The organism is Bradyrhizobium sp. PSBB068, assembly GCA_016839165.1.
Taxonomy (GTDB): domain Bacteria; phylum Pseudomonadota; class Alphaproteobacteria; order Rhizobiales; family Xanthobacteraceae; genus Bradyrhizobium.
In genome coordinates this window covers 6,133,910-6,158,080 of the sequence record CP069300.1, presented here as the reverse complement: position 1 = coordinate 6,158,080, position 24,171 = coordinate 6,133,910, and the positions used below count along the sequence as shown (strand labels likewise).

22 protein-coding genes are annotated in these 24,171 nt (G+C 64.4%); 16 read left to right on the top strand and 6 right to left on the bottom strand.

The annotated features are described in order from the left end of the window. Nucleotides 1-69: 69 nt before the first annotated feature. From JQ507_28730 to JQ507_28720, 3 genes are all read right to left on the bottom strand, one after another. A complete protein-coding gene (locus JQ507_28730) occupies nt 70-513 on the bottom strand; it encodes a DUF2147 domain-containing protein (protein ID QRI68839.1) in 444 nt (147 codons plus the stop codon). A 135-nt stretch (nt 514-648) separates the two neighbouring features. Continuing rightward, nucleotides 649-2,034 (bottom strand): MATE family efflux transporter, encoded by a 1,386-nt coding sequence (locus tag JQ507_28725; GenBank protein QRI68838.1) that lies wholly within the window; start codon nt 2,032-2,034, stop codon nt 649-651. Nucleotides 2,035-2,174: 140 nt separating this feature from the next. Then, the gene (locus JQ507_28720; GenBank protein ID QRI68837.1) at nt 2,175-2,705 is read right to left on the bottom strand and encodes a GNAT family N-acetyltransferase; all 531 of its coding nucleotides are present in this window, start codon (nt 2,703-2,705) and stop codon (nt 2,175-2,177) included. Nucleotides 2,706-2,844: 139 nt separating this feature from the next. On the opposite strand from JQ507_28720, the gene JQ507_28715 reads away from it, so the two are divergent. From JQ507_28715 to JQ507_28650, 14 genes are all read left to right on the top strand, one after another. Beyond that, nucleotides 2,845-3,444, top strand: a complete 600-nt coding sequence (locus JQ507_28715; protein ID QRI68836.1) for a superoxide dismutase — start codon at nt 2,845-2,847, stop codon at nt 3,442-3,444. A 162-nt stretch (nt 3,445-3,606) separates the two neighbouring features. Further along, nucleotides 3,607-3,993, top strand: coding sequence for a fluoride efflux transporter CrcB (crcB, locus tag JQ507_28710; protein ID QRI68835.1), 387 nt, complete (start codon nt 3,607-3,609; stop codon nt 3,991-3,993). A gap of 596 nt (nt 3,994-4,589) precedes the next feature. Next, nucleotides 4,590-5,303: a protein TolQ gene (gene tolQ / locus JQ507_28705; GenBank protein ID QRI68834.1), complete on the top strand. Its 714-nt coding sequence runs from the start codon at nt 4,590-4,592 to the stop codon at nt 5,301-5,303. Nucleotides 5,304-5,337: 34 nt separating this feature from the next. Continuing rightward, nucleotides 5,338-5,805, top strand: coding sequence for a biopolymer transporter ExbD (locus JQ507_28700; GenBank protein QRI68833.1), 468 nt, complete (start codon nt 5,338-5,340; stop codon nt 5,803-5,805). Between the two features lie 34 nt (nt 5,806-5,839). Continuing rightward, nucleotides 5,840-6,775: a protein TolA gene (locus JQ507_28695; GenBank protein ID QRI68832.1), complete on the top strand. Its 936-nt coding sequence runs from the start codon at nt 5,840-5,842 to the stop codon at nt 6,773-6,775. 73 nt (nt 6,776-6,848) lie between these two features. After that, nucleotides 6,849-8,192: a Tol-Pal system protein TolB gene (tolB, locus tag JQ507_28690; GenBank protein ID QRI68831.1), complete on the top strand. Its 1,344-nt coding sequence runs from the start codon at nt 6,849-6,851 to the stop codon at nt 8,190-8,192. A 183-nt stretch (nt 8,193-8,375) separates the two neighbouring features. After that, nucleotides 8,376-10,700 carry an EAL domain-containing protein gene (locus JQ507_28685; GenBank protein QRI68830.1) on the top strand — a complete coding sequence of 775 codons (2,325 nt, stop codon included), beginning with the start codon at nt 8,376-8,378 and terminating at the stop codon, nt 10,698-10,700. A 174-nt stretch (nt 10,701-10,874) separates the two neighbouring features. Beyond that, the gene (locus JQ507_28680) at nt 10,875-11,609 is read left to right on the top strand and encodes a hypothetical protein (protein QRI68829.1); all 735 of its coding nucleotides are present in this window, start codon (nt 10,875-10,877) and stop codon (nt 11,607-11,609) included. A gap of 271 nt (nt 11,610-11,880) precedes the next feature. After that, complete coding sequence (gene pal / locus JQ507_28675) at nt 11,881-12,363, top strand: peptidoglycan-associated lipoprotein Pal (GenBank protein ID QRI68828.1); 483 nt, start codon at nt 11,881-11,883, stop codon at nt 12,361-12,363. A gap of 262 nt (nt 12,364-12,625) precedes the next feature. Then, complete coding sequence (gene ybgF, locus JQ507_28670; protein QRI68827.1) at nt 12,626-13,672, top strand: tol-pal system protein YbgF; 1,047 nt, start codon at nt 12,626-12,628, stop codon at nt 13,670-13,672. 49 nt (nt 13,673-13,721) lie between these two features. Continuing rightward, entirely contained in the window at nt 13,722-14,756 is a 1,035-nt protein-coding gene (gene tilS, locus JQ507_28665; GenBank protein ID QRI68826.1) for a tRNA lysidine(34) synthetase TilS, read from the top strand. Between the two features lie 259 nt (nt 14,757-15,015). Beyond that, entirely contained in the window at nt 15,016-16,938 is a 1,923-nt protein-coding gene (ftsH, locus tag JQ507_28660; protein ID QRI68825.1) for an ATP-dependent zinc metalloprotease FtsH, read from the top strand. A gap of 8 nt (nt 16,939-16,946) precedes the next feature. Further along, nucleotides 16,947-17,360 (top strand): DUF3052 domain-containing protein, encoded by a 414-nt coding sequence (locus JQ507_28655; protein QRI68824.1) that lies wholly within the window; start codon nt 16,947-16,949, stop codon nt 17,358-17,360. A gap of 117 nt (nt 17,361-17,477) precedes the next feature. Continuing rightward, nucleotides 17,478-18,677 (top strand): ABC transporter substrate-binding protein, encoded by a 1,200-nt coding sequence (locus tag JQ507_28650; protein QRI68823.1) that lies wholly within the window; start codon nt 17,478-17,480, stop codon nt 18,675-18,677. Nucleotides 18,678-18,823: 146 nt separating this feature from the next. Here the strand turns inward: JQ507_28650 and JQ507_28645 are convergent, their stop codons facing one another. After that, nucleotides 18,824-20,323, bottom strand: a complete 1,500-nt coding sequence (locus JQ507_28645; protein ID QRI68822.1) for a hypothetical protein — start codon at nt 20,321-20,323, stop codon at nt 18,824-18,826. Between the two features lie 440 nt (nt 20,324-20,763). On the opposite strand from JQ507_28645, the gene JQ507_28640 reads away from it, so the two are divergent. Beyond that, on the top strand, nt 20,764-21,438 hold the full coding sequence (locus JQ507_28640) for a TetR/AcrR family transcriptional regulator (GenBank protein QRI68821.1): 675 nt from the start codon (nt 20,764-20,766) through the stop codon (nt 21,436-21,438). 80 nt (nt 21,439-21,518) lie between these two features. Beyond that, on the top strand, nt 21,519-21,947 hold the full coding sequence (locus tag JQ507_28635; GenBank protein ID QRI68820.1) for an OsmC family protein: 429 nt from the start codon (nt 21,519-21,521) through the stop codon (nt 21,945-21,947). A gap of 15 nt (nt 21,948-21,962) precedes the next feature. Here the strand turns inward: JQ507_28635 and pyk are convergent, their stop codons facing one another. Both pyk and JQ507_28625 read right to left on the bottom strand, forming a co-directional pair. Next, nucleotides 21,963-23,399, bottom strand: coding sequence for a pyruvate kinase (gene pyk, locus JQ507_28630; GenBank protein ID QRI68819.1), 1,437 nt, complete (start codon nt 23,397-23,399; stop codon nt 21,963-21,965). Further along, nucleotides 23,396-24,007: a DUF1036 domain-containing protein gene (locus tag JQ507_28625; protein ID QRI68818.1), complete on the bottom strand. Its 612-nt coding sequence runs from the start codon at nt 24,005-24,007 to the stop codon at nt 23,396-23,398. Before JQ507_28625 ends, pyk begins: the two co-directional genes overlap by 4 nt. Nucleotides 24,008-24,171 lie beyond the last annotated feature (164 nt).

Below are 24,171 nucleotides of genomic sequence, written 5' to 3'. Positions count from 1 at the left end.
CGCAAACTCGACGCACCTCCCCCGCAAGCGGGAGAGGGAGCGCACCTTCTTCGCGGTCCTAGCCAGAAATCACCGTCCCACCCGCGTCCAGGTCTCGCCGCCGCACAGGGCCCCGACGCAGCCTTCGACGCGCAGCGTGCTCTCGCTGGTGACCGAGACGCTGCTCGCATAGGTGCCGCCATCGTCGGCATTGTAGATCTGGCCGGACCATTTGCCCGCGGCGACCGGCTGCATGGCGGAGAACAACGACAGTCCGATGATCGGCCGGTTGGCCAGCGACGGGTTGGGATTCTTGTTGTCGACCTGCGGCTTGCCGGTCATCGGATCGATCGGGTCACGCAGGCTCACCACCACGCCGCAGATGCCGCCGCCGCATTTGCTGATCTTGACGCGGGCGTCGCCCGCCTGGGTCTGCCAGACGCCGAAAGGTTCAGGCGCGCCCTGTGCATGCGCGACAGGTACGGCAAGCGCCGTTGCGATGATTGCGATCACGAATCCGAGTTTGCAGGTCATGGCAATTCCCCAAAAGGTCGGCCTGCATAACAAGTCGAAAGATTTCTGCAATGTCATATTCGCGCGATCAGGCGCGTATGATCCAAAAAATTCTGTAGATAGTTTCCGCGGCCGCCATGCTCAGGTAAGGCGATGCTATTCCCAGCGGGTTAGCCGAATCGATATGATGGTAGCGAGGCCGAATGCCATCATCGCCGCCCCGACCAGCGCAAACAGCGTCCAAGCCGGGGCGCTCGCGGTTGCGAGCCACCAGCCGCCGATGCCGACCATGAACAGACGGATGGTGCCGGCCAGCACGGGCCCGCCGACCTTGGCCGCGCCTTGTGAGGAGAAATAAAGACAAACGCCGACGCCGAAGAAGCCGAAGCCCGGTCCGGCCAGCGCGAAGTACGACGAAGCCGCGGCCGTCACGCCGGGATCGGTGGTGAACAGCGCGATCCACAGCGTCGGCTTGAGGGCGACCACAAGCCCGACCAATCCGACGACAAGTCCGGCGACCGTGCCGGCGGTCCACGCCACCTTGCGGGCCCGCGTGACAAGTCCGGCGCCGATCGCCATGCCGACCATCGGCACGGAGGCGACGCCGACCGCGAATGCGATCGGGATCAACAGAAATTCAAGCCGGGAGCCCATGCCGTATCCGGCCAGCGTCTCGGTGCCGAAGCCCGCCAGGATCTTGGTGAAGATCAGGATGGTCAGCACGCTCTGCAGCGGCGACAGACAGGAGATCGCGCCGACCTTGAGGATGTCGAGAAACATCGCGCGCTGGAATCTGAAGGCGGCGATGTCGAGCTTCAGGCGGCTGCGGCCAGAGGCGAGATACCAGGCCAGGAAGATCGCGCCACACGTGAAGGCGGTGAGCTGGCCGGCAGCGACGCCGCGCATACCGAAGCTCGGCACGCCGAACAGCCCGAGCCCGAGCACACCGCCGACCGCGATCTGGACCATCGAAACCGTGATCAGCGTCATCGAGGGAATTCGCATGTCGCCGGTGCCGCGTACGACGGAGGCCAGCGTGTTGACCAGCCAGATCGAGATCGCGCCGGAGAACAGCACCTGCGAGTAATGCAAGGACTGTTCGAGCACGCCGCCGCGTCCGCCGAGCAGCGCGTAGAAGTTGCTGCCGAAGCCCAGCATCATCACGGTGAAGAACAGGCCGAGGCCAACCCCGATGATCGCCGCATGCAGCGCCAGGTCGGCCGCGCGGTCACGGTCGCCGGCGCCGAGCGCGCGGCTGATCGCCGAGGAGACGCCGCCGCCCATCGCGCCTGCCGACATCATCTGGTTCAGCATCGCGAACGGAAACACCAGCGCGATGCCGGCCAGCGGCTCGGTGCCGAGCCGGCCGATATAGGAGGTCTCGGCGACCGCAACCAGCGTCGAGCCGAACATCGCGATGGTGTTGGGGACCGCGAGCCTTAGAAGCGTCGGCAGGATCGGTGCGGTGAGCAGGTGATCGACCGCTACCGCAGGCGCGGCCGCGGCGGAACGTGCATCGTCGATCGAGGCTTCAATGGTCATGCGTCGGCGACCCGCGGGAGAGGGGGCATGTTGCCGATGCGGGCGCTGTTCGACGTCAATCGATCATCTCGGAATCAATAAATGATGATCGACATGTTACGGTGCGCGGCCTCCGCGAACCACCCGCGCGCGTGCAGGGGTCACCACGGCAGGCCGCATAGGTCGATCCTGCCCTGGCGCGGGGCGCGGACGATGTCGTTGACGAACGGCGCCATTGCCTCGAACCGAATCTGCCCAGAGGGCTGTTCGCAAGTGACTTCGCCGCTGAAGGGATGCCAGCCGCGCGCCTCGTAGAACGCGAAATTGTGCGGCTCGCAGAATAAGATTGCAAATTTCACCGCGTCATTGGCACGAATGGTGTGTACGGCGGCGTCGAGCGCGAGCGACGCATAGCCGCGTCGTCGGCAGTCCTCGCGGGTCGCAACTCCGCCGATGCCGCCGACATGCACCTTGTGGCCATTCCAGGTGATGGTCCGGAAATAGATACCGACATGGCAGGCCAGCCCGCTGTCGTCGGGCGCATCGAGCAGCACGCGCAAATCCGCGTGAGCCCATCTGATATCGGCCCAGCTCTTATTCCGCATGACTTCCGGGCTCCAGACCGCCCGAAGCAGCGGCTCGGCGCGCTGCCATGACGCATCTCCGTTGAGAATGTCGATTTCGATGCTCATCGTCGCCGTCCTGGGTGTGGTCTCGGGCTCTGCCGGCCAGTCATACACGATCTGAAAATGCGGTGTTTCTCCGCCGTGGAACCTTCTATAAGGGGGACCCGTTAAGTGTAGTCTCCCACCCTCTGTTGGACATTACCCCATGACCTTCACGCTACCCGATCTGCCCTACGCCCACGACGCCCTTGCGCCCTACATGTCCAAGGAAACGCTGGAGTTTCACCACGACAAGCATCACCAGGCCTACGTCACCAACGGCAACAACGCGATCAAGGGGACCGAATTCGAAGGCAAGTCCCTCGAGGAGATCGTGAAGGGCTCGTTCGGCAAGAACGCGGCCGTCTTCAACAATGCCGGTCAGCACTACAACCACATCCATTTCTGGAAGTGGATGAAGCCGAATGGCGGCGGCAGCAAGCTGCCCGGCCGGCTCGAGAAGAAGATCAACGAAGACCTCGGCGGCTTCGAGAAGTTCAAGACCGACTTCGCCGCCGCCGGCGTCGGCCAGTTCGGCTCCGGCTGGGCCTGGCTGCAGGTCAAGGGCGGCAAGCTCGAGATCGCCAAGACCCCGAACGGCGAGAACCCGCTGGTCCACGGCGCGGTGCCGATCCTCGGCGTCGACGTCTGGGAGCACTCCTACTACATCGACTACCGCAACCGCCGTCCGGACTATCTGAAGGCGTTCGTCGACAGCCTCGTCAACTGGGACTACGTCGACGAGCTGTTCGGCAAGGCCGGCTAAACACATCGGCTGTCATTCCGGGTTCGGTCCTGCGGACCGCCCTCAGGTGCGCAATTGCGCACCGGGGAATGACGACGAGATTTTTTGGAAGAGGGCGGCATCATCGATTGCCGCCCTTTTTGTTTTCTTGCGACATCGGCCGCCATGCGGCACAAAGCCCTCATGGGGCAACTGACAAGCTATCTCCTCGTCTTCTTCGGCGGCGGTCTCGGCGCGACGTTGCGTCATCTGGTCAACGTCACCTGTGCGCGCTCCATCGGCACCGCATTTCCTTGGGGCACCTTCATCATCAACATCACCGGCTCGACCGTGATGGGCCTGATCGCCGGCTATCTCGCCTTCAGGGGCGAGGCCTCGCAGCCCTGGCGGCTGTTCCTGATGACCGGCATCCTCGGCGGCTACACCACCTTCTCCGCCTTCTCGCTCGACACCGCACTGCTCTATGAGCGCGGCGAGCTGGGGCTGGCGGCGCTGTATGTCGTGGGCTCGGTGGCGCTGTCGATCATGGGGCTGTTTGCCGGATTGGCGATTGTGCGGCATTTGACCTGAGCCGAGGTTAGCGAGGCGATCACCATTCCGTCGTCGTTCCGGGGCTTGCGAAGCGAGAGCCCGGAATCGATCAGGCGGCGCATCGGATGGATGAATGGATTCCGGGACACCGGTGGTGTGGCAGTGGGATCGCGACCATTCCACCACCGTCGTCCTGGCGAAAGCCAGGACCCATTACCCAAATCTCAATTGCTGCGCGATGCCGGGTCCACGATCCCGTCCGTTACCGAATGCGGTGGTTATGGGTCCTGGCTTTCGCCAGGACGACGGGGAGCCACCCCGCCACCCGGCGGCAAACCGTTCATCCCGGGAACTCGCCAACGCCCTCCGCCGGCGGCGTTTCCCGCCTCCAAATTTCCCTTTGGTAACCTCGCCTTAACCATGATTAGCGTCTGGTTAGGGTCGGAATGACGCGTGAAAAGCCCTCGTTTTGACATGTTGGCAGGGGAAGCAAGGCCCGGCTTTGGACGGGCCCCCCATGCGACAGATGTAAGAGGCTCTCGCGCAGTTTTGCCGCGCCGGGCGCGTGGCCGTGGAAGGGGCGCCGATTGGCGGCCCGCCGAATTGGGGACACTTGCGTTGAGAGGATATTGCCGATGAATCCCGCCGATGTGGCTCAGTCAACTCTGCCACTGGCATCGAGCGATGTGTCGCTCATCGCGTTGTTTTGGCAGGCCCATTGGGTCGTCAAATGCGTGATGCTGGGACTTCTGTCCTGCTCGGTGTGGGTTTGGGCGATCGCGATCGACAAGATCCTGCTCTACGCCCGCACCAAGCGGGCGATGGACAAGTTCGAGCAGGCGTTCTGGTCCGGCCAGTCGATCGAGGAACTCTACCGGGCGCTCTCGGCCAAGCCGACCCAGTCGATGGCGGCCTGTTTCGTGGCCGCAATGCGCGAATGGAAGCGCTCCTTCGAGAGCCAGTCGCGGTCGTTTGCCGGCCTGCAGGCCAGAATCGAGAAGGTCATGAACGTCTCGATCGCCCGCGAGGTGGAGCGGCTGGAACGCCGGCTCCTGGTGCTCGCTACCGTCGGCTCGGCCGGCCCCTTCGTTGGCCTGTTCGGCACCGTCTGGGGCATCATGTCGAGCTTCCAGTCGATCGCGGCCTCGAAAAATACCTCTTTGGCGGTGGTGGCGCCCGGCATCGCCGAGGCGCTGTTTGCGACCGCAATCGGCCTGATTGCCGCAATTCCGGCGACTATTTTCTACAATAAGTTCACCTCGGAGGTGAACCGGCAGGCCGCGCGCCTGGAGGGGTTCGCCGACGAGTTCTCGGCCATCCTGTCGCGTCAGATCGACGAGCGGGGCTGAGACCAATGATGGTCACTGTTGTGAGCGCACGATCATGGCGATGAGCATGGCAGGGTCCGGCGGTGGCGGCAGGCGCCGCCGCGGGCGCAAGCCGGTGATGGCCGAGATCAACGTCACGCCGATGGTCGACGTGATGCTGGTGCTCTTGATCATCTTCATGGTGGCGGCGCCGCTGATGACGTCGAACATCGACATCGACCTGCCGGTCGCGAGCGGCGGCAAGTCGATCTCGTCGAACCAGCCGCCGCTGACATTGTCGGTCAAGCGGACCGGCGGCGGCTGCAACTCGAATGTCGAGCTGTATCTCGGCGACGCGCCGGTCACGGCAGTCGATTTCCCGGCCAAGATCAAGGCGATCGGAGACGCCCGGTCGGACGCTGAAAAAGTGGTCTATCTGCGCGGCGACAAGGACGTCTGTTACACGGATATGATGAAACTGCTCGGGGAAGTCCGGGCCGCGGGATTCAAGGCGAACATCGTCATCATCCCGGAAGGCGGATAACCACCATGTGCGACAAGGCACGGGGAAGCCTGATTTGAAGGTCAAGGTCGACAAGACTCTGGCGGCATCGATTGTCCTGCACGTCCTCGTGATCGGGTGGGGCTTGGTGTCGTTTTCGACCAGGGCCTTCGTCATGCCGGAAGAGGACGCGGTCGCGGTCGACGTGATCGACGCCAGCCAGCTCTCCAAAGCCATGGCCGGCCAAAAGGACGGCAAGAAGGAAAATCCCAAGCCGTTGGTCGAGAAGGTCGCCGAAGCCAAGCCGGTTGACGATGCCGTCGGCAAGATCGAGGACAAGAAGCCGCCGGTGGTGACCGATATGGCCCCGGCGCCGACACCGAAGGTGGAGAAGCCGGAAGACAGGAAGCCGGATCCGCCGAAGAAGGTCGAGAACAAGCCGAAGGAAGAGCCGAAGCCGGTCGAGAAGAAGCCCGATCCGGTGAAGCCAGATCCGATCGCGGAAGCGATCAAGAAGGAAGAGAAGAAGCCGCCGCCTAAGCCGGTCCAGCAGGCCGCCAAGCCGCCACAGGAGCAGAAGCCGAAGGATCGCGTGTTCGACCAGAGCAAGATCGCGGCTCTACTCGACAAGCGCGATCCGACACGCGCGTCGATCACCGGTGACACAATGAACGCCAACGCGGCGCTCGGTACGGCAAAGGGCAAGTCCGCCGACAATTCCGCCAGCTGGGGCGCGATGTTCAGGCAGCAGGTCGAACGCTGCTGGAAAAACAAACCTTACGGCAGTCTCGAGGAGCAGCGGACCCAGGTGGTGTTCGATATCGATCTGAAGCGCGACGGCACGCTCGCACGCATGCCGGTAGCAGTAGACACGCCGGCGACGCCCTATATGCGCGTTTATCAGGAAAGCGCCATGCGCGCGATTATCGCCTGCCAGCCGTACAATCTGCCCGCGGGCTGGTACGACGAATGGAAGGCATTCGCACCAGTGTTCAAAGAGAATAATACGTGAGATTAGCGGCGATGCTTTTGCCAACATCAACCAAAGTCTACCGACGATGACAGACAAGAATAATTGGTGCGCGATGAGAGATCGCCTCAACCGCCGACAGATGATTTCCGGCATGGCCGCGCTTGGAGCGCTGGCTGGCGGCCCCTTCCGTCAAGCCATCGGACAGGAGGGTGGGCGCAAGCAGATTCAGATTCCAGGAGGCGAGTTTGCCCCGGTGCCGATCGCAATTCCGAATTTCGCTGCCGGCACGCCCGGCGATGCCGAAGTCGGCGTCGGCGTCACGCAGGTGATCACCAACAATCTGAAACGCAGCGGATTGTTCGCGCCGATCGATCAGGCCGCCTATCTCGAGAAGCAGATCAACATCGACGCGGCGCCGAACTTCAACAATTGGAAGAGCATCAACGCGCAGGCGCTGGTGACCGGCCGGATGACGCGCCAGGGCAGCGGCCGCGTGAAGGCGGAATTCCGGCTCTGGGACGTCAACACCGGCCAGCAGCTGGCCGGCCAGCAGTATGACACCTCGGCCGAATACTGGCGCCGCATCGCGCACATCATCTCCGACCAGATCTACGAGCGCATGACCGGCGAGAAGGGTTATTTCGATACCCGCGTCGTGTTCGTCGACGAGAGCGGCGCGGCGGATCGCCGCGTCAAGCGGCTCGCGCTGATGGACCAGGACGGCGCCAATGTGCGCTATCTCACTCGCGGCTCGGATCTCGTGCTGACGCCGCGCTTCTCGCCGTCGACCCAGGAAATCACCTATATGGAGTTCGGGCAGGGCGACCCGCGCGTCTATCTGCTCAACATCGAGACCGGCCAGCGCGAGATCGTCGGCAACTTCCCGGGCATGTCGTTCTCGCCGCGCTTCTCGCCCGACGGCCAGCGCGTCATCATGAGCCTGCAGCAGGGCGGCAACTCCAATTTGTTCGTGATGGATCTGCGCTCGAAGTCGATGACGCGGCTGACCGACACGCCGGCGATCGACACTTCGCCGTCCTACGCACCCGACGGCACCCGGCTGTGCTTCGAGTCCGATCGCGGCGGCAAGCCGCAGATCTATGTGATGGCGGCAACCGGCGGCCAGGCGCAGCGCATCTCGTTCGGCGACGGCACCTATTCGACGCCGGTGTGGTCGCCGCGCGGCGACTACATCGCCTTCACCAAGCAGGGCGGCGGGCAGTTCGCGATCGGCATCATGAAGCCGGACGGCTCGGGCGAGCGCATCCTGACCTCGGGCTTCCACAATGAGGGTCCGACGTTTGCGCCGAACGGGCGCGTCGTGATGTTCTTCCGCGATCCGGGCGGTAACAGCGGACCGTCGCTGTTCACCATCGACGTCTCCGGGCGCAACGAGCTGCGGGTGCCGACCCCGGGTTTTGCCTCCGATCCCGCCTGGTCGCCGCTGTTGTCATGAGCTTTCGTCGACGGCCACGGGGAACCACGGTAGCCGTCGGCGCTTATCATCTAGCGCACTGAATTTAATGGTGTATTCCGGCCTTTGGCGGTCCATTGCAAGGACTCGCTAACGATATTCCCTCAGAAAGACTTCACCAGCGACCAGTAAGAGTGCGAGCTGAAAAGGACATGCGCTCTCACAATGCAGTTTGCAAGTCAGACGGGAGAACCGGACCAGTCGATGTCGCCGACGATCTCCGCGGCGCTGGTCGATTCCCTGTTCATGAACCCTGCGCCCATGATCTTCGGCGCTTTCGGCCCTGCGATCGCGGGCGCCGTGATTGCGTTCGTCACCGGAAATCTGTTGTCCTGGCTGTGCGTGCCGCTGTTCATCGTGGTCGGTCTGGCGCGCGCGTGGCAGATGTACCGCTACCAGCAGCGCAATTCCCGGCTCACCGTCGAAGAATCCGTGACGTGGGAGAAGCGCTACCGGATCGGCAGCCTCGCCTACGGCATTGCGCTCGGCCTGTGGGGCGCTGCCGTCTTGGTCACTACCAACGATGCCGCAGCCCATATGCTCTGCGTGACCACGGTGGTCGCTTATACCTCGGCGGGGGTCGGACGGACCTTCGGCCGGCCGCAGATTTTCCATCTGCATCTGTTGATGTCGATCGGTCCCCTGATCGCCGCGCTGATGTATGTCGGCGGTCCCTATCACATCGCGCTTGCGCTGCTCAGCCTGGTATTCTTCAGCGCCATCCGCCACCTCACCACGAGCCTGCAGCGCATCTACGTCAATGCCTGGATCGCCAAGGAGCGCGAGGCGGCGCTGGCGCATCAATTTGATACCGCGCTGAACAACATGCCGCACGGCTTGTGCATGTTCCGCGCCGACGGACGCCTTGCGGTGATGAACCACCGCTTCATCGAGATGATGGAGCTGTCCGACGACTTCGTGCAGCGCGGCGCCAGCGCAACCGACATCTGCAATGCGTGCGTGCTGTCCGGCGTGATCTCGGTCGCGGCCGCGCAACAGATTCTCTACGAGATCGAGAGTTCGCAGCGCGGCGACATCGTCACCAGCGATCCCGATCCGGCCCAGAACCGCTCGCTCGACTGGACGTTCCAGCCGATGGTCGGCGGCGGCATGGTGGTGCTGGTCGAGGACATCACCGAGCGCAAGGACGCCGAGGCGAGGATCAGCCACCTCGCACGTTACGACGAACTGACTGCGCTGCCCAACCGCGTCAATTTCCGCGACGAGATCGGCCGGCTGCTCGCCATGCAGCGCGGCGACCACCGCTCCGCCTTGCTGTTCGTCGACCTCGACCAGTTCAAGCAGGTCAACGATACGCTCGGCCATCCCTGCGGCGACCAGCTGCTCTGCGCGGTCGCCGAGCGGCTGCGCGAGATGCTGCGTCCGGAGGATTTCGTGGCGCGGTTCGGCGGCGACGAGTTCGTCGTGTTCCAGCAGAACATCCAATCGCACGAGGACGCCGCCGCACTGGCGCGGCGCATCGTCGACCGCCTCAGCGAGCGCTACAAGATCGACAACCACCTGGTCGAGATCGGCGCCAGCGTCGGCATCGCGATGACTGCGCCTGGTGTCAGCGCCGACACGTTGCTGAAGAACGCCGACATGGCGCTCTACCGCGCCAAGGCCGACGGCCGCGGCACCTTCTGCTTCTTCCGCGACGAGATGGCGCAAACCGTCGAGGCCCGCCGCATCCTCGAGCTCGACCTGCGCAAGGCGCTGGCCAACGAGGAATTCGAGCTGTTTTATCAGCCGCTGATCAATCTGAAGTCCGGCAAGGTGAGCACCTGCGAGGCGCTGCTGCGCTGGAACCATCCAGCGCGCGGCACCGTCTCTCCGGTCGACATCATTCCGGTCGCTGAGGACATGGGCCTGATCGTCGATCTCGGCCGCTGGATCCTGCGCAAGGCCTGCATGGAATGCATGAAGTGGCCGGAGGCGGTCAGCGTCGCGGTCAATTTCTCGCCGCAGCAGTTCCACCAGCGCGACGTGCTGAGCGAGGTTCGCTACGCGCTCGAGGTCTCCGGCCTGCCGGCGCACCGGCTCGAGATCGAGATCACCGAATCCTCGCTGCTGCACAACACCGAGCTGACCCACGACGTGCTGTCGCAACTGCGCTCGCTCGGCGTGCGGATTTCGCTGGACGATTTCGGCACCGGCTACTCGTCGCTCAGCTACCTGCACAATTTCCCGTTGCAGAAGGTCAAGATCGACCGTTCCTTCCTCGAAGGCATCGACAGCGATCGGCCGCTGACCCTGCTGCGCGGCGTGGCGCGGCTGTCGGCGGACCTCGGCATGTCGGTCGTGGTCGAGGGCATCGAGACCAACGAGCAGCTCGAACTGATCAGCGCCGACGGCGCGGTGACCGAAGCCCAGGGATACCTGTTCAGCCGGCCGGTTCCCGCGGTCCGCATCCGCCAGCTGCTCAATGCGTCGCATGGCCGGCGGACCGATGAGCAGCTGCAAGTGGTTCCCTCGCGCTCAATTGCTTGATCCAGCGCAATAGGCTCAATCGATAGTTGTGGGAACATTCGACCGCACGATTTGAAATGCAGCCTTGCGGTCGGAAGTTAACCGTATTGCCTCGATTGCTTTGACGAAAATTAAGAAGCTGTTAATCTTTTTGGCACGCGCGTTGAAGTTGTTGGGTTGTTAGGGGAGTACCGCATGAGGTCCGCGGCCGAAGCCATTAAGCCCGCGACAGGAAGGCTTGCGGACCCTCTCGATCAAGTCGACTACCGCCTCGCTCAGACCCCGGAACAGAAAGACGAGATCTACCGGCTGCGTTACCGCGCCTATCTGCGCGAGGGCGCGATCCGGCCCTCGGCAGATGAGCGTGTGGTCGATGCGTTCGATGATGCGCCGAATGCCTGGGTGTTCGGCGTCTATCTGCAAGGTGAGCTCTGCAGTTCGATCCGCATCACGGTGGTGACACCGGAGTGGCGCTCCTCGCCGACGCTCGACGTGTTCGGCGATGTGCTGCTGCCGAAACTCGATCAGGGGCTGGTCTTCATCGATTCGACGCGCTTCGTCGCGGACCCCGAGAAGGCGCGGAACAATCCGGAACTGCCCTATGTCACGGTGCGGCTCGGCTCGACCGCGGGCGTGCATTTCAATGCCGATTACGGCCTGGCGCCGGTCCGGCCCGAGCACATGGCGTTCTACCGGCGCGTGTTCCTGCACGAGACCTGGTCGGAGCCGCGCCTCTACCCGGGGCTCGTGAAGCCGGTCGGGTTAATGGCGTCGCATCTGCCGACGGTGCGGGAACGCGTGCTGGCCCGCTATCCGTTCCTGCGCTCGAGTGCCTTCGAGCGCCGGATGCTGTTCGATCGGGAAGGCCAATTGCAGCCCGATGGTATGGTCCGGCCGTTCGAGCGCGCGTCGATCGTGCCGAATCCCTGAGAAAACCGGCATTCGCATCGATCTGACGTTGGCCGGCTGTTGCCCGCGGACCAAATTGTCTTGCAAAAGCGGCCGGTTCCCGCGAACCTTGCCTTCCCTTCACCATCGCGCCACATTTGCCACCCATTAACCATCGGGGGCGCTTTCCGGCATTGCCTGGCATTTGATGGGGTCCAGCAAGGTCTCGTCAAGGTTGACGGAACGTTCGCTTAACCATCGCCCTGTAGACCGATTGGGTAGTACGAAGAGCGTGAGCGTGGAGGCTCCGGGAATGAAATATCTCCAGGGTATGAAGCTGGTTGCGGTTCTGGCGGTGGCGCTGTCGATGGGTGCCTGCGCCAACAAGAACCCGTTGGACGCCAATGGTGCGATTGGGGGCGCCGCGACCCCGGGCAGCCAGCAGGACTTCGTGGTCAATGTCGGCGACCGCGTGTTCTTCGAGAGCGATCAGACCGATCTCAGCCCGCAGGCGACCGCGACCCTCGACAAGCAGGCGCAGTGGCTGCAGACCTACAACCGCTATTCCTTCACCATCGAAGGCCATGCCGACGAGCGCGGCACGCGCGAGTACAACATCGCGCTCGGTGCGCGCCGCGCGCAGTCGGTTCGCGCCTATCTCGCCTCGCGCGGTATCGATCCGAGCCGCATGCGCACCATCTCCTACGGCAAGGAGCGGCCGGTCGCGGTCTGCAACGACATTTCCTGCTGGTCGCAGAACCGTCGCGCCGTCACCGTGCTGAACGCCAGCTCCTGACGCGATCCTGGATGGGTTTTCCAAGCCGGCGCCTTCGGGCGCCGGTTTTGTTTTGGCCGCGCGAAGGCACAAACCGGCTTTCATCAAGATGGACGAGGCTGCGTGCAATTGGCCGCTTGCTTGTTCCAGCGTCCGTACTAAACCGGTGTCAGCGACGCTGTCTTGAGACGCTATCCCGGATTTGAACTGCCAGTCACAATTCCGGCGTACTCCGTCCCTCAATGTCGCTCGCTTTTCACGTCGATCTCGTCGTCAGGGCAAAATGTCATCCAGGTTTCATTTTCTTTCCTCCGCCGCGGCGATCGCGGCGCTGTTCGCCGTTTCTGCACCAGTGTTTGCCCAATCCGACGATTCCGATGCCGAGATGCGGATCGAGCGGCTTGAAAACCAGCTGCGGCAGCTGACCGGTCAGAACGAGGAGTTGCAGTACCGCAACCGCCAGCTCGAGGAGCGGCTGCGCCAGCTCGGCGGCCAGCCGGGCGGCGCTCCTGGACAGGCTCCGGCCGGCCAACCCAATGTCGCGGCGGTGCCTCCGGCACAGCAGCCGCAGGCTTACCCGCAAGTCCAGCCGGGCTACGCCCAGCCGCAACAGGGATACGGGCAGCCCCAGCAAGGCTATGGCCGGCAACCGCAAGGTGGCTATGACCAGCAGCAGATCGCTGCGCCCCAGCCGATCGTACAGGAGCCGCCACCGGCAGCGGCTCCAGGCCGCCGTGGACGCGGCGACGCCTTCGATCCGACCCAGAACCCGAATGCCCCCGGCGCCCCGCGTGTGCTCGGTGGCGGCGGCCAGATGCCGATGCAGAATGAGGCGGCGGTCGGTGCGCCCGGCGGCCGCGGGGCCGGCGAGCCGCTCGAGCTTGGCAACACCAGCCCGCAGCGCGCCCCCGGCGCGAGCGCGGCGCTGACCACCTTGCCGCCGTCGGCGACACCGAAGGACGAATTCGACCTCGGCATCGGCTACATGCAGCGCAAGGACTACGCGCTCGCCGAAGAGACGATGAAGAACTTCGCCGTGAAATATCCGACCGATCCACTGGTGGCCGACTCGCAATACTGGCTCGGCGAGAGCTATTTCCAGCGCCAGCAATATCGCGACGCTGCGGAAACCTTCCTCGGCGTGACCACCAAGTTCGACAAGTCCGCGAAGGCGCCCGACGCGCTGTTGCGGCTCGGCCAGTCGCTGGCGGCGCTGAAGGAAAAGGAAGCCGCCTGCGCCGCGTTCGGCGAGATCGCCCGGAAGTACCCGCGCGCCTCCGGCGGGGTCAAGGCTGCGGTTGACCGCGAGCAGAAGCGCGTGAAGTGCTAAACCAGCAGGGAGGCCGCTTCCGGCCTTCCCGCGATCCGCTGGTTCTGCGATGCCTGACGACCAATCCGCCATCCCGGCAAGGGACGCCAAGCGCCTGTTCGCAGGCCTCGTGCGCGCGCCGGCGATCGTGCTCGCGGTGTCGGGCGGTCCCGATTCAGTCGCGCTGATGTGGCTCGCCGCGCGCTGGCGCCGCGCTCTCGCGCAAGGACCGCGGCTGGTGGCGGTCACCGTCGATCATGGTCTGCGTCCTGAAGCGGCCCGCGAGGCGCGCGACGTCAAGCGGCTGGCGCGAAGCCTGGACCTGCCGCATCAGACGCTGCGCTGGAGCGGACCGAAACCCGGGGCCGGCGTGCCGGCAGCCGCGCGCGCGGCCCGCTACCGCCTGCTCGCGCAAGCCGCGCGCAAGTACGGCGCCACCCATATCCTGACCGCGCACACCCGTGACGATCAAGCCGAGACGCTGTTGATGCGGATGCTGCGCGGCAGCGGCGTCGCGGGCCTCTCGGCGATGGCGCGCGAGACCGAGCGCGACGGCATTCGACTGATCCGACCGCTGCTCGATATTTCCAAGGCACAGCTGATCGCGACGCTGCAGAAGGCGCGCATCGGCTTTGCCGACGATCCGACCAATCGCGATCCGTCCTTCACGCGCCCACGGCTGCGCGCGCTGATGCCGCTGCTGGCCGAGGAAGGCGGCGACGCGCGGAACCTGGCGCGGCTCGCCGCGCGGATCGCGCGCGCCAACGCCGCGCTGGAGGTGCTGGTCGATGGCGCCGAGCGCTATCTTGCGTTGAAAAGCGAGGATAACCCCGACGCGGGCTTCGACGCCGCATTGTTCGCAGTGATGCCGGACGAGATCCGCCTCCGTCTGCTCAAGCGCGCCATCGACCGCGCGGGACACGAAGGGCCGGCCGAACTCGGCAAGGTCGAAGCCCTGCTCGCCGCGGTCGATCAGGCCCTGGATGGGGCCTTGGGACCACGCGAATCCAAGCTGAAACAGACGCTTGCCGGAGCCGTGATCAGCGTCGCTTCCGGCCGCATCAGGATCAGCCCGGCGCCGCCCCGCCGGGCACGTTCCCGCTGAGCCGGGTTCGATTGTTTCAACCGTTGTCATAATCCGGCAAGGCGGCTTAACCACCCCGGAAAAACACCGGATTCTGCGTCATTTTTTGACCGGGAATCGCGCTAGGATGCGGTAAATAGTCGTGCGTGGTTCCCTTGGCATCGACCCCAGCGGCACCTAGATTGTAGGGCATCGACGGGATGGATTCCCTGGGGATTCCCACAGACCCTGCCCAAGGATAGAGAGAGGCCGCGATCCGCGCGACCACCGAAGGAAGACCATGAACGCCAATCTGCGGAATTTCGCCCTCTGGGTCATTATTGTCCTGCTGTTGCTGGCGTTGTTCACGCTTTTCCAGAATCCTGGCCAACGCTCGTCGTCATCGGACATCTCCTTCTCGCAGCTTCTCACTGAGGTCGATCAGGGCCATGTCCGCGACGTCGTGATTCAGGGGCCCGAGATTCACGGCACCTTCAACAACGGCACGAGCTTCCAGACCTACGCGCCGAGCGATCCGACGCTCGTGAAGCGGCTCTATGACGCCAAGGTGCAGATCACCGCGAAGGCGCCCGGCGACAACGTGCCGTGGTTCGTCTCGCTGCTGGTCTCCTGGTTGCCGTTCATCGCGCTGATCGGCGTCTGGATCTTCCTGTCGCGGCAGATGCAGGGCGGCGCCGGCAAGGCGATGGGCTTCGGCAAGTCGCGCGCCAAGATGCTGACCGAGGCGCACGGCCGCGTCACTTTCGAGGACGTTGCCGGCGTCGACGAAGCCAAGCTCGATCTGCAGGAGATCGTCGAATTCCTCCGCGACCCCGGCAAATTCCAGCGGCTCGGCGGACGCATTCCGCGCGGCGTGCTGCTGGTCGGCCCTCCCGGCACCGGCAAGACGCTGATCGCGCGTGCGGTCGCGGGCGAAGCCAATGTGCCATTCTTCACTATCTCCGGTTCGGACTTCGTTGAAATGTTCGTCGGCGTCGGCGCAAGCCGCGTCCGCGACATGTTCGAGCAGGCCAAGAAGAATGCGCCGTGCATCATCTTCATCGACGAAATCGACGCGGTCGGCCGTCATCGCGGCGCCGGTCTCGGCGGTGGCAATGACGAGCGCGAGCAGACGCTGAACCAGTTGCTGGTCGAGATGGACGGCTTCGAGGCCAATGAAGGCGTGATCCTGATCGCAGCGACCAACCGTCCCGACGTGCTCGATCCCGCGCTGCTGCGTCCCGGCCGCTTCGACCGTCAGGTCGTGGTGCCGAACCCGGATGTCGGTGGTCGCGAGCAGATACTGAAGGTTCACGTCCGCAAGGTGCCGCTGGCACCGGATATCAACCTCAAGACCATCGCGCGCGGCACCCCGGGCTTCTCCGGCGCCGACCTGATGAACCTCGTCAACGAGGCGGCGCTGACTGCCGCGCGTCGCAACAAGCGGATGGTGACGCAGGCCGAGTTCGAAGAGGCCAAGGACAAGGTGATGATGGGTGCCGAGCGCAAGTCGCTCGTCATGAGTGAGGAAGAGAAGATGCTCACGGCCTATCATGAGGCCGGTCATGCGATCGTCGGCCTCAACGTCCCGGCCGGCATTCCGGTCCACAAGGCGACGATCATTCCTCGCGGCCGTGCGATGGGCATGGTCAAGTTCCTGCCTGAGGGTGATCGTTATTCGATGAAGTACAAGGAGTTCACCTCCCAGCTCGCGGTCGCCATGGGCGGGCGCGTCGCCGAGGAGATTACCTTCGGCAAGGACAACATCACGTCCGGCGCGTCGAGCGATATCCAGCAGGCGACCAAGATGGCCAAGGCCATGGTCACGCAGCTCGGTTACTCCGACCAACTCGGTACCGTCGCCTATGGCGACAATCAGGAAGAGGTGTTCCTCGGCATGTCGATGGGACGCCAGCAGAGTATCTCGGAAGCGACGGCTCAGAAGATCGATGCCGAAGTCAGGCGTCTGGTTGAAGAAGGCTACGAGACTGCGCGGCGTATCCTGACGGAGAAGAAGGTCGATTTCGAAACCTTGGCAAAGGCGTTGCTGGAGTTCGAAACGCTGTCCGGCGATGAAATCAAGGACCTGCTGAACGGCAAGAAGCCGAGCCGCGAGTCGGTCCTGGAGCCGATCGGTCCGCGCGCGTCCGCGGTGCCGCCGGCCGGCAAGCCGCGTCCGCGTCCCGATCCGGACACCGGGATGGAACCGCAGCCGCAGGCATAAGCCTCGCCATGGCCGGCACGTCCGGCAAACCGATTGTGCAAAAGCTCGGCCTCAAGCCGGGCTTTTGCATTTTTGTCGACGGGCTGTCCGTTCCTTACCGCGACATCGTCGGCGAGCTGCCGGCCGACCTGCGGATCGCGAAGACCGCGCGGGCGCCACTCGATGCCGTGCATCTTTTCGCTGCCGAGGCCAGGGGGCTCTCGGCCAGGCTGCGGCGCTACCGGGAGGCGATCGCGCCTGACGGCATGATCTGGGTGTCGTGGCCGAAGAAGAGCTCAGGCGTCGCGACCGATCTCACCGATGTGGTGGTTCGCGAAACCGGGCTTGCGAGCGGCTTGATCGACGTCAAGGTCTGCGCCGTCGACGCGGTCTGGTCGGGCCTGAAATTCGTGATCCCGGTCAAGGAACGCGGCCAGCGCTGAGATCGCCGCGGCGAATGTGCTTGGCCTCCATTGGGGCGCCGTGGCATCTTCATGCCAAGTCGTCAAACGGCACGGCCGCGTCGTCCGAGAAGCGCGGCAAGGAAGAGGGGGAGGCCGATGCGCAAGGCATTCGGCGCGCTTGGCGCCATTTCGTTCCTGCTGCTGCCTGCCGTTTCATTCCCCGCTGAGATGCGTGGCATCACATCAACCGAAATCAGGATCGGCCAGACCATGCCCTATAGCGGGCCGGTGTCTGCGTTCGGCGCGCTGGGCAAGGGCGAGGCCGGCTATTTCAGGATGCTCAACGAGCACGGCGGCATCAACGGCCGCAAGATCAACTTCATCTCGCTGGACGATTCCTATGCTCCGCCGAAGACGGTGGAGCAGACGCGCCGCCTCGTCGAGAGCGACGAGGTCGCGCTGATCTTCTCTTCGATCGGAACCGCGCACAACACGGCGATCGCAAAGTATCTGCAGGGCAAGAACATCCCGCAGCTGTTCTTGGCCTCCGGCGCCTCGAAGTTCGGCGACATTGCGCAATTCCCGCAGGCGACGATGGGCGTGCAGGCGCCGTTCCGCTACGAAGCGCGGCTCTACGCGCGCTATGCGCTGGCGAAGAATCCGAACGCGCGATTTGCGGTGATCTCGCAGAACGACGATTACGGCCGCGACTATCTTGCAGGTATCAAGGATGTGCTAGGCGACAAGTATGATTCTCTCGTCACCGTTGCGACCTATGAGATATCGGACCCGACGATCGACTCGCAGATCGTCAAGCTGAAGGCCACCAATGCCGACGTCTTTGTGATCGCGGCGACGCCGAAATTCGCCGCGCAGTCGATCCGCAAAGCCTTCGAGATCGGCTGGCGGCCGATGACTTTCCTGTCCAACACTGCGGTATGGATCTCGACCGTGATGCAGCCGGCTGGCGTCGAAGCCGGCACCGGCATCATCTCAACGGCTTATGTGAAGGATCCGGACGATCCGGTCTGGAAGGATGATCCCGGCATGAAGGGCTGGCGCGACTTCATGACCAGATACCTGCCTGAAGGCGATCAGCACGACACCAACTACGTCAACGCTTATAACAGCGCGATGGCGTTGGAGGCGGTGCTGAAGGCCTGCGGCGACGATCTCTCGACCGAGAACATTCTGCGGCAGGCGTTCGCGATCAGGGATCTGGAATTGCCGATGCTGCTGCCGGGCATCAAGGTCAACACGTCCTCGGTCGACCATGTGCCGGTCGACCAGATGCAGCTGATGCGCTTCAACGGCAAGACCTGGGATCGCTTCGGGGAGCTTCAGACGGGGAACTGAGAGGCCCGCCGCTCGTCTCTCGGCGTCATTGCGGGGAGCGAAGCGACGAAGCAATCCATCGTTCCGCGTATGCGGTCCGATGGATTGCTTCGCTTAGCTCGCAATGACGGAAGAATGACATGGCGCGCGCGCCTTCTATCATCAGTCTAGTTCGAGCTCCCGGCCGCCGGCGCCGCGGCGGCCTTGTCGTCCGACCGCACATGGATGACGGCGACGTCGTCCTTGTAGAGCCGCTTCCAGCCCTTGAGGTGGTCGAGCACGTTTCCGGCCGGAGAGCCCGAGCTCAGCAGCGTGGCGTCGATCCGGTATCTGTCGAGCAGGTCCAGCAGCTGGCCGGTGTCGCGGGCGTCGAGCGCGGCGTAATAGTCGAGCACGAATTGCTCGCCATACAACTCGGCGCGACCGTCGATGAACACCTTGATGTCGCGGCTCACCAGATAGCCGCCGAACGGCGCGGTATTGAACACGCGCTGCGCCTTGTGCTGCTGGAGCACGTCGACCGCCGCAGCGGGCCAGAATGCCGGAAGGAATTTGAACTCATGCTGCGCGACGAAAGTCGTCGTCGTCACCCACGCCCCGATCACCATCGCGACGGCAGCCAGCATCGTGACGACGGGGAGGGAGCGGCGTTCCTCGAAGCGGGCGGCGGTGACGACCGCCATCCCCCATTGTTCTGACATCGGCTTCGCGAGCACCAGCGGCGCGATGAACGCGAACACCTCGATGTTGCGGATATGGCTCAGCGCCATCCAGACCAGCCCGAGCAGCAGCAGGATCCGCGGCACCGACAGGGTCAGCCCGCGATAGCAGATGAGGCCGATCAGGCCGAGCAGGGTGGCTTCGAAGAAGCTCGGCTTGCTGAAATCCGCGGGCATCCATTCGCCGATCAGCGTCAGCAGCTTGCCGAGGCTGAGGATCTTGGTCGCGCCGAGCAGGCTGTTCCAGCCGTAGGGCGTCACGCAGCTCGCGGCCAGCGCGGCGATGCCGAACAATCCCCATCGCACGACGAGCTGACGGCGGCGGCCGGGCTCCGCGCTCCACACCGCCTCAAGTCCGATCGGACCGATCAGCGTCAGGCCGAGAACGAAGCCGCCATGCAGATTGGCCCACAGCGTCATCAGCGGCAGCAGCCACCATGATGGATAAGTGCGGCGATCCGCTGACGCCATCAAGCCACCGATGAACGCCAGCAACACCGGCAGCGCCAACACATGCGGCCGCGCGAAGAAGTGGATCGTCGATAGAACCAGCGCCAGCGCCGCGATCAGGAATGCGCGCGCGGGATCGAAATACGGGCTGAGCAGATGCAGGAAGATCGCAACCGTCGCGCCGATCGCGATCGAGGTCAGGATCACCGCCCCGGCCCAATCGCCGCCATAGACGAGGGCGTACGCCACCTGCGACAGCCACGAGCTCGAGATCCATGGCTCGCCGAAACGAGTGAAGGAGAACACGTCCGATGTCGGCAGCGCGCCGTGTTCGAGGATCCACTGTCCGACCTTGATCTGCCACTCCGTGTCGGAATCGCGCAGCAGGATTTCGCCTGCGGACAGATAGAACAGATAGGCCCCCACGGCGGCACACAGCGGCACTAATCCTCGCGCGGCGCTACGGCTGCTCGCGTTGCTGGTGACGGACAGTGACATGCGCTTTCTTGGCTCGGCCGGGGACATCAAGGCAACGCCACAGGCGACGTTCGGCGCACTCGACCACGGCTTCCGATAAATTCCGGTAAATGCCGCCCCATCTCGCGGCTCCGGGCGAGACCAGATGTCTCGATTGCGAGCGACCACGTTAGCTCGCCATTGACCATCGGAAGGCCCGATCGGAACGCGTGAGATGCCGGCAGCTGGCGAGATGTCACCGAATTCCGCTCCGCCCCACGCGTCCATGGGCCGGAGCAGCCGCCGCGCAACCGAGGTGGCATCCGGCTGTCGCAAAATCCTTACAATTCCAGCTTGTCATTCGGTCTGAATAGTTGTTCACTTCTTCAGGCGATTGCGGGATCAATCGTTCAAAACATTGAAGACGCGTGTGTTCTGCCGGTGGGCGCCGGGCCCGGGCACACGGTGGGGGACGGAACGCCATGGTCTACCGGCGAACACATCAGGTCGTGAAACGGCTGGCTGCCCGGCGCAGCGCCATCCTGTCGGCAGCGCGCGATGCTGCGGCGGCGGGCGGCATGGCGGCGGTCCAGATCGCACCCGTCGCGGTGCGGGCCAATGTCGCGGCCGGCACTGTCTATCGCTATTTCCCGTCCAAGGCCGAGCTGATCTCGGAATTGATCACGGAAGTCTCGCGTGACGAGCTGTCCGCAATCCGGCGTGCCGCCGACGCAGCGCCTGGACCATCCTCGGCGCTCGCTGCCGCGGTGACGACGATTGCGGTCCATGTATTGTCGCAGCGCAAGCTCGCCTGGGGCATCCTCGCCGAGCCGGTCGATGTCGACGTCACGGCGTCTCGCCTCGCCAGCCGCCGCGATATTTCCGGCGAGCTCGCCATGCGCATCGATGCGGCCGTGCGCGCCGGCCATCTGCCGGCGCAGGACACGGCGCTGGCCGCCACTGCCTTGCTCGGCGCGCTGCACGAGGCGCTGGTCGGCCCGCTGGCGCCAAGCAATCTCGACGATCCGATCAAGCTGCGTGATGCGGTGCAGACCGTGACGCTGCTCGCGCTGCGCGCGGTCGGCGTGATGGATGCGCGCGCCCGTGGTCTTGTGGTGCAGGCGACGACGCCGGCGAAGGCGCTGGTCGGCGCTTAACGTCCGAGCGCGGCGAACACTTCCGTCGCATTGGCGTTGTAGGCTCGTGGCCCGGTTCAACCAAGCTCAGGGAGCAACGCATGACGACGACCCATGGTTCGGCCAAATGGCAGGGCGGCATCAAGGACGGCAAGGGCGCGATTTCGACCAAGAGCGGCGCGCTCGCCGATTACCCCTACGGCTTCGCCAGCCGCTTCGAGGGCAAACCTGGCTCGAACCCCGAAGAACTGATCGGCGCGGCGCATGCCGCCTGCTTCACGATGGCGCTGTCGCTGATCCTCGGCGAAGCCAAGCTTACCGCCGAGCATATGGAAACCAGGGCCGACGTGACGCTTGAGAAGGTCGCCGACGGCTTTGCCATCACCGCGGTGCACCTGACGCTGTCAGCCAAGATCCCGGGCGCCGACAACGCGACGTTCCAGGAACTGGCGGGCAAGGCCAAGGCCGGATGCCCGGTGTCGAAGCTGCTCAACACCAAGATCACGCTCGAGGCATCGTTGCAGGGCTGATCGCGAAGACGCCTGTTACAGCTGCGCGTCGCCGTTCGGCCCGACCGAGGCGATGCGCAGCATGTTGGTGGTGCCGGGGGCGCGGAGCGGCACGCCAGCGACGATGATGACGCGCTGGCCGGCCTTGGCAAAACCGTCGCGGAATGCGATCGAGCCGGCGCGGTCGACCATGTCGTCGAGATCGTGCGCATCCTCGGCGACCACGCAATGCACGCCCCACACCACCGACAGCTTGCGGCCGGTGACGAGGTTCGGCGTGATCGCGACCACCGGCACCTTGGGCCGCTCGCGCGCCACGCGGATGCCGGTCGAACCTGAGGAGGTCCAGCAGATGATCGCCGACAGGTCGAGCGTCTCGGCGATCTGCCGCGCGGCATCGGCAATGGCGTCGCCCACCGTCGCCTCGGGATCGACGCGCTGCGCATTGATCACGCTGCGATAGGTCGGATCGCGCTCCACCTCTTCGCCGATGCGGTTCATGGTCGAGACCGCTTCGACCGGGAATTTGCCGGCGGCGGACTCCGCCGACAGCATGATGGCGTCGGCGCCTTCGTAGACCGCGGTGGCGACGTCGGAGACTTCGGCGCGGGTCGGCACCGGCGCCTGGATCATCGACTCCAGCATCTGGGTTGCGACCACCACCGGCCTGCCGGCGCGGCGTGCCATCCGGATCATCTGCTTCTGCAGGCTCGGCACCCGTTCCAGCGGCAGCTCGACGCCGAGATCGCCGCGCGCCACCATCAGCGCGTCCGCCGCATCGATGATGTCGGCGAGCCGGTCGATCGCCTGAGGCTTCTCGATCTTGGCCATCACGGCAGCGCGGCCGCGGATCATCTTCTTGGCCTCGATCACGTCCTCGGCCCGCTGTACGAAGGACAGCGCCACCCAGTCGATTCCCTCCGGCAGCGCAGCTTCGAGGTCGGCACGGTCCTTCGGCGTCATCGCGGACACGGGAAGATCGGTGTCGGGCAGGCTGACGCCTTTGCGGTCCGACATCTTGCCGCCGATCACGACGCGCGTCACGGCGCGCTCGGGCGAGGTCTCCTCGGCGATCAGCCGCACCTTGCCGTCGTCGAGCAGCAGCGCGTGGCCGGGGCGGAGCGCGGCGAGGATTTCCGGATGCGGAAGCTGGACGCGGCTGTTGTCGCCCGGCGTCTTGTCGGAATCCAGGATGAAGCTCTGGCCGTTCTTGAGCTGGGTCGATCCTTCCGCGAACGAGCCGAGCCGCAGCTTCGGCCCCTGCAGGTCGACCAGGATGCCGATCGGCCGGCCGTAGCTCGATTCGACGTTGCGGATGGTCTTCACCAGCTCCCGCATCTTGTCATGCGGGGTATGGCTCATGTTGATGCGGAACACGTCGGCGCCCGCCTCGAACAGCTTGCGGATCATCGCGCTGTCTGAGGAGGCCGGGCCGAGCGTTGCGAGGATCTTGATTCGACGCAGTCGTCTCATTGTTTGTTTCCGGGCGGCGTTGCGGCTGGCGGCAGACCCGGCGCGCCCGGCGGCGTTGCGCCCGGCGGCGGGTTTGGCAGGCCCGGCATCGCCCCGGGGCTTCCCGGGGCCACGCCGCCCGGCATTCCCGGTACTTTCTGCGGCTGTTGTTCGTTGGCTTCGGTCAGCTGGACGGTCCATGCACGCTGCTCGCCGGTGTCGACCTCGAAGAAGCCGGTGCGGTCAAAGCCCCGCGCCAGGCAATTCTCGGTCCCCTTGATGGTGAATTCCTTGTCGCGCGAGCACATGAAGGCCTGGCCGGACCATTCGCCGCCGCGATCGTAGTCGAGAGCGTAGATGTAGTAGTAGCGCGCTACAAGATTGCCGCGGAGCAAGGTCTCGCAGGTCCGCGACGATACGTTCCACCAGCCTTCGGTGGTCCAGCCCTCGGCATCCTTGTAGCCGAGCGCGATCCCGACGCGGCTTGAGGTGTTGTTGCAGAGCCGGAAATCGGCGGCCGCCGGGCTCGTCCACAGGCAGGCCGCGACAAGCCCCAGCACCGGCGGGAGACCGGCCATGATCAGGCGGATGATGCGGGGAGCTGAGGCGAGAGAATCTGTTGGGCTCATGCGGCGAAGCTATATCAAATCATTGAGGATTTCGCGTGCCCGGCAGGCACTGTCAACGGGCGGGTGCCCGTCTCCCGCGCTGTGGGATCGCGGCAAGTGTGGCCGGACAGGTCCGTATTGCGCGTCGATGTGGCAAAATCTGTGACAATTCCCACCTGATATCA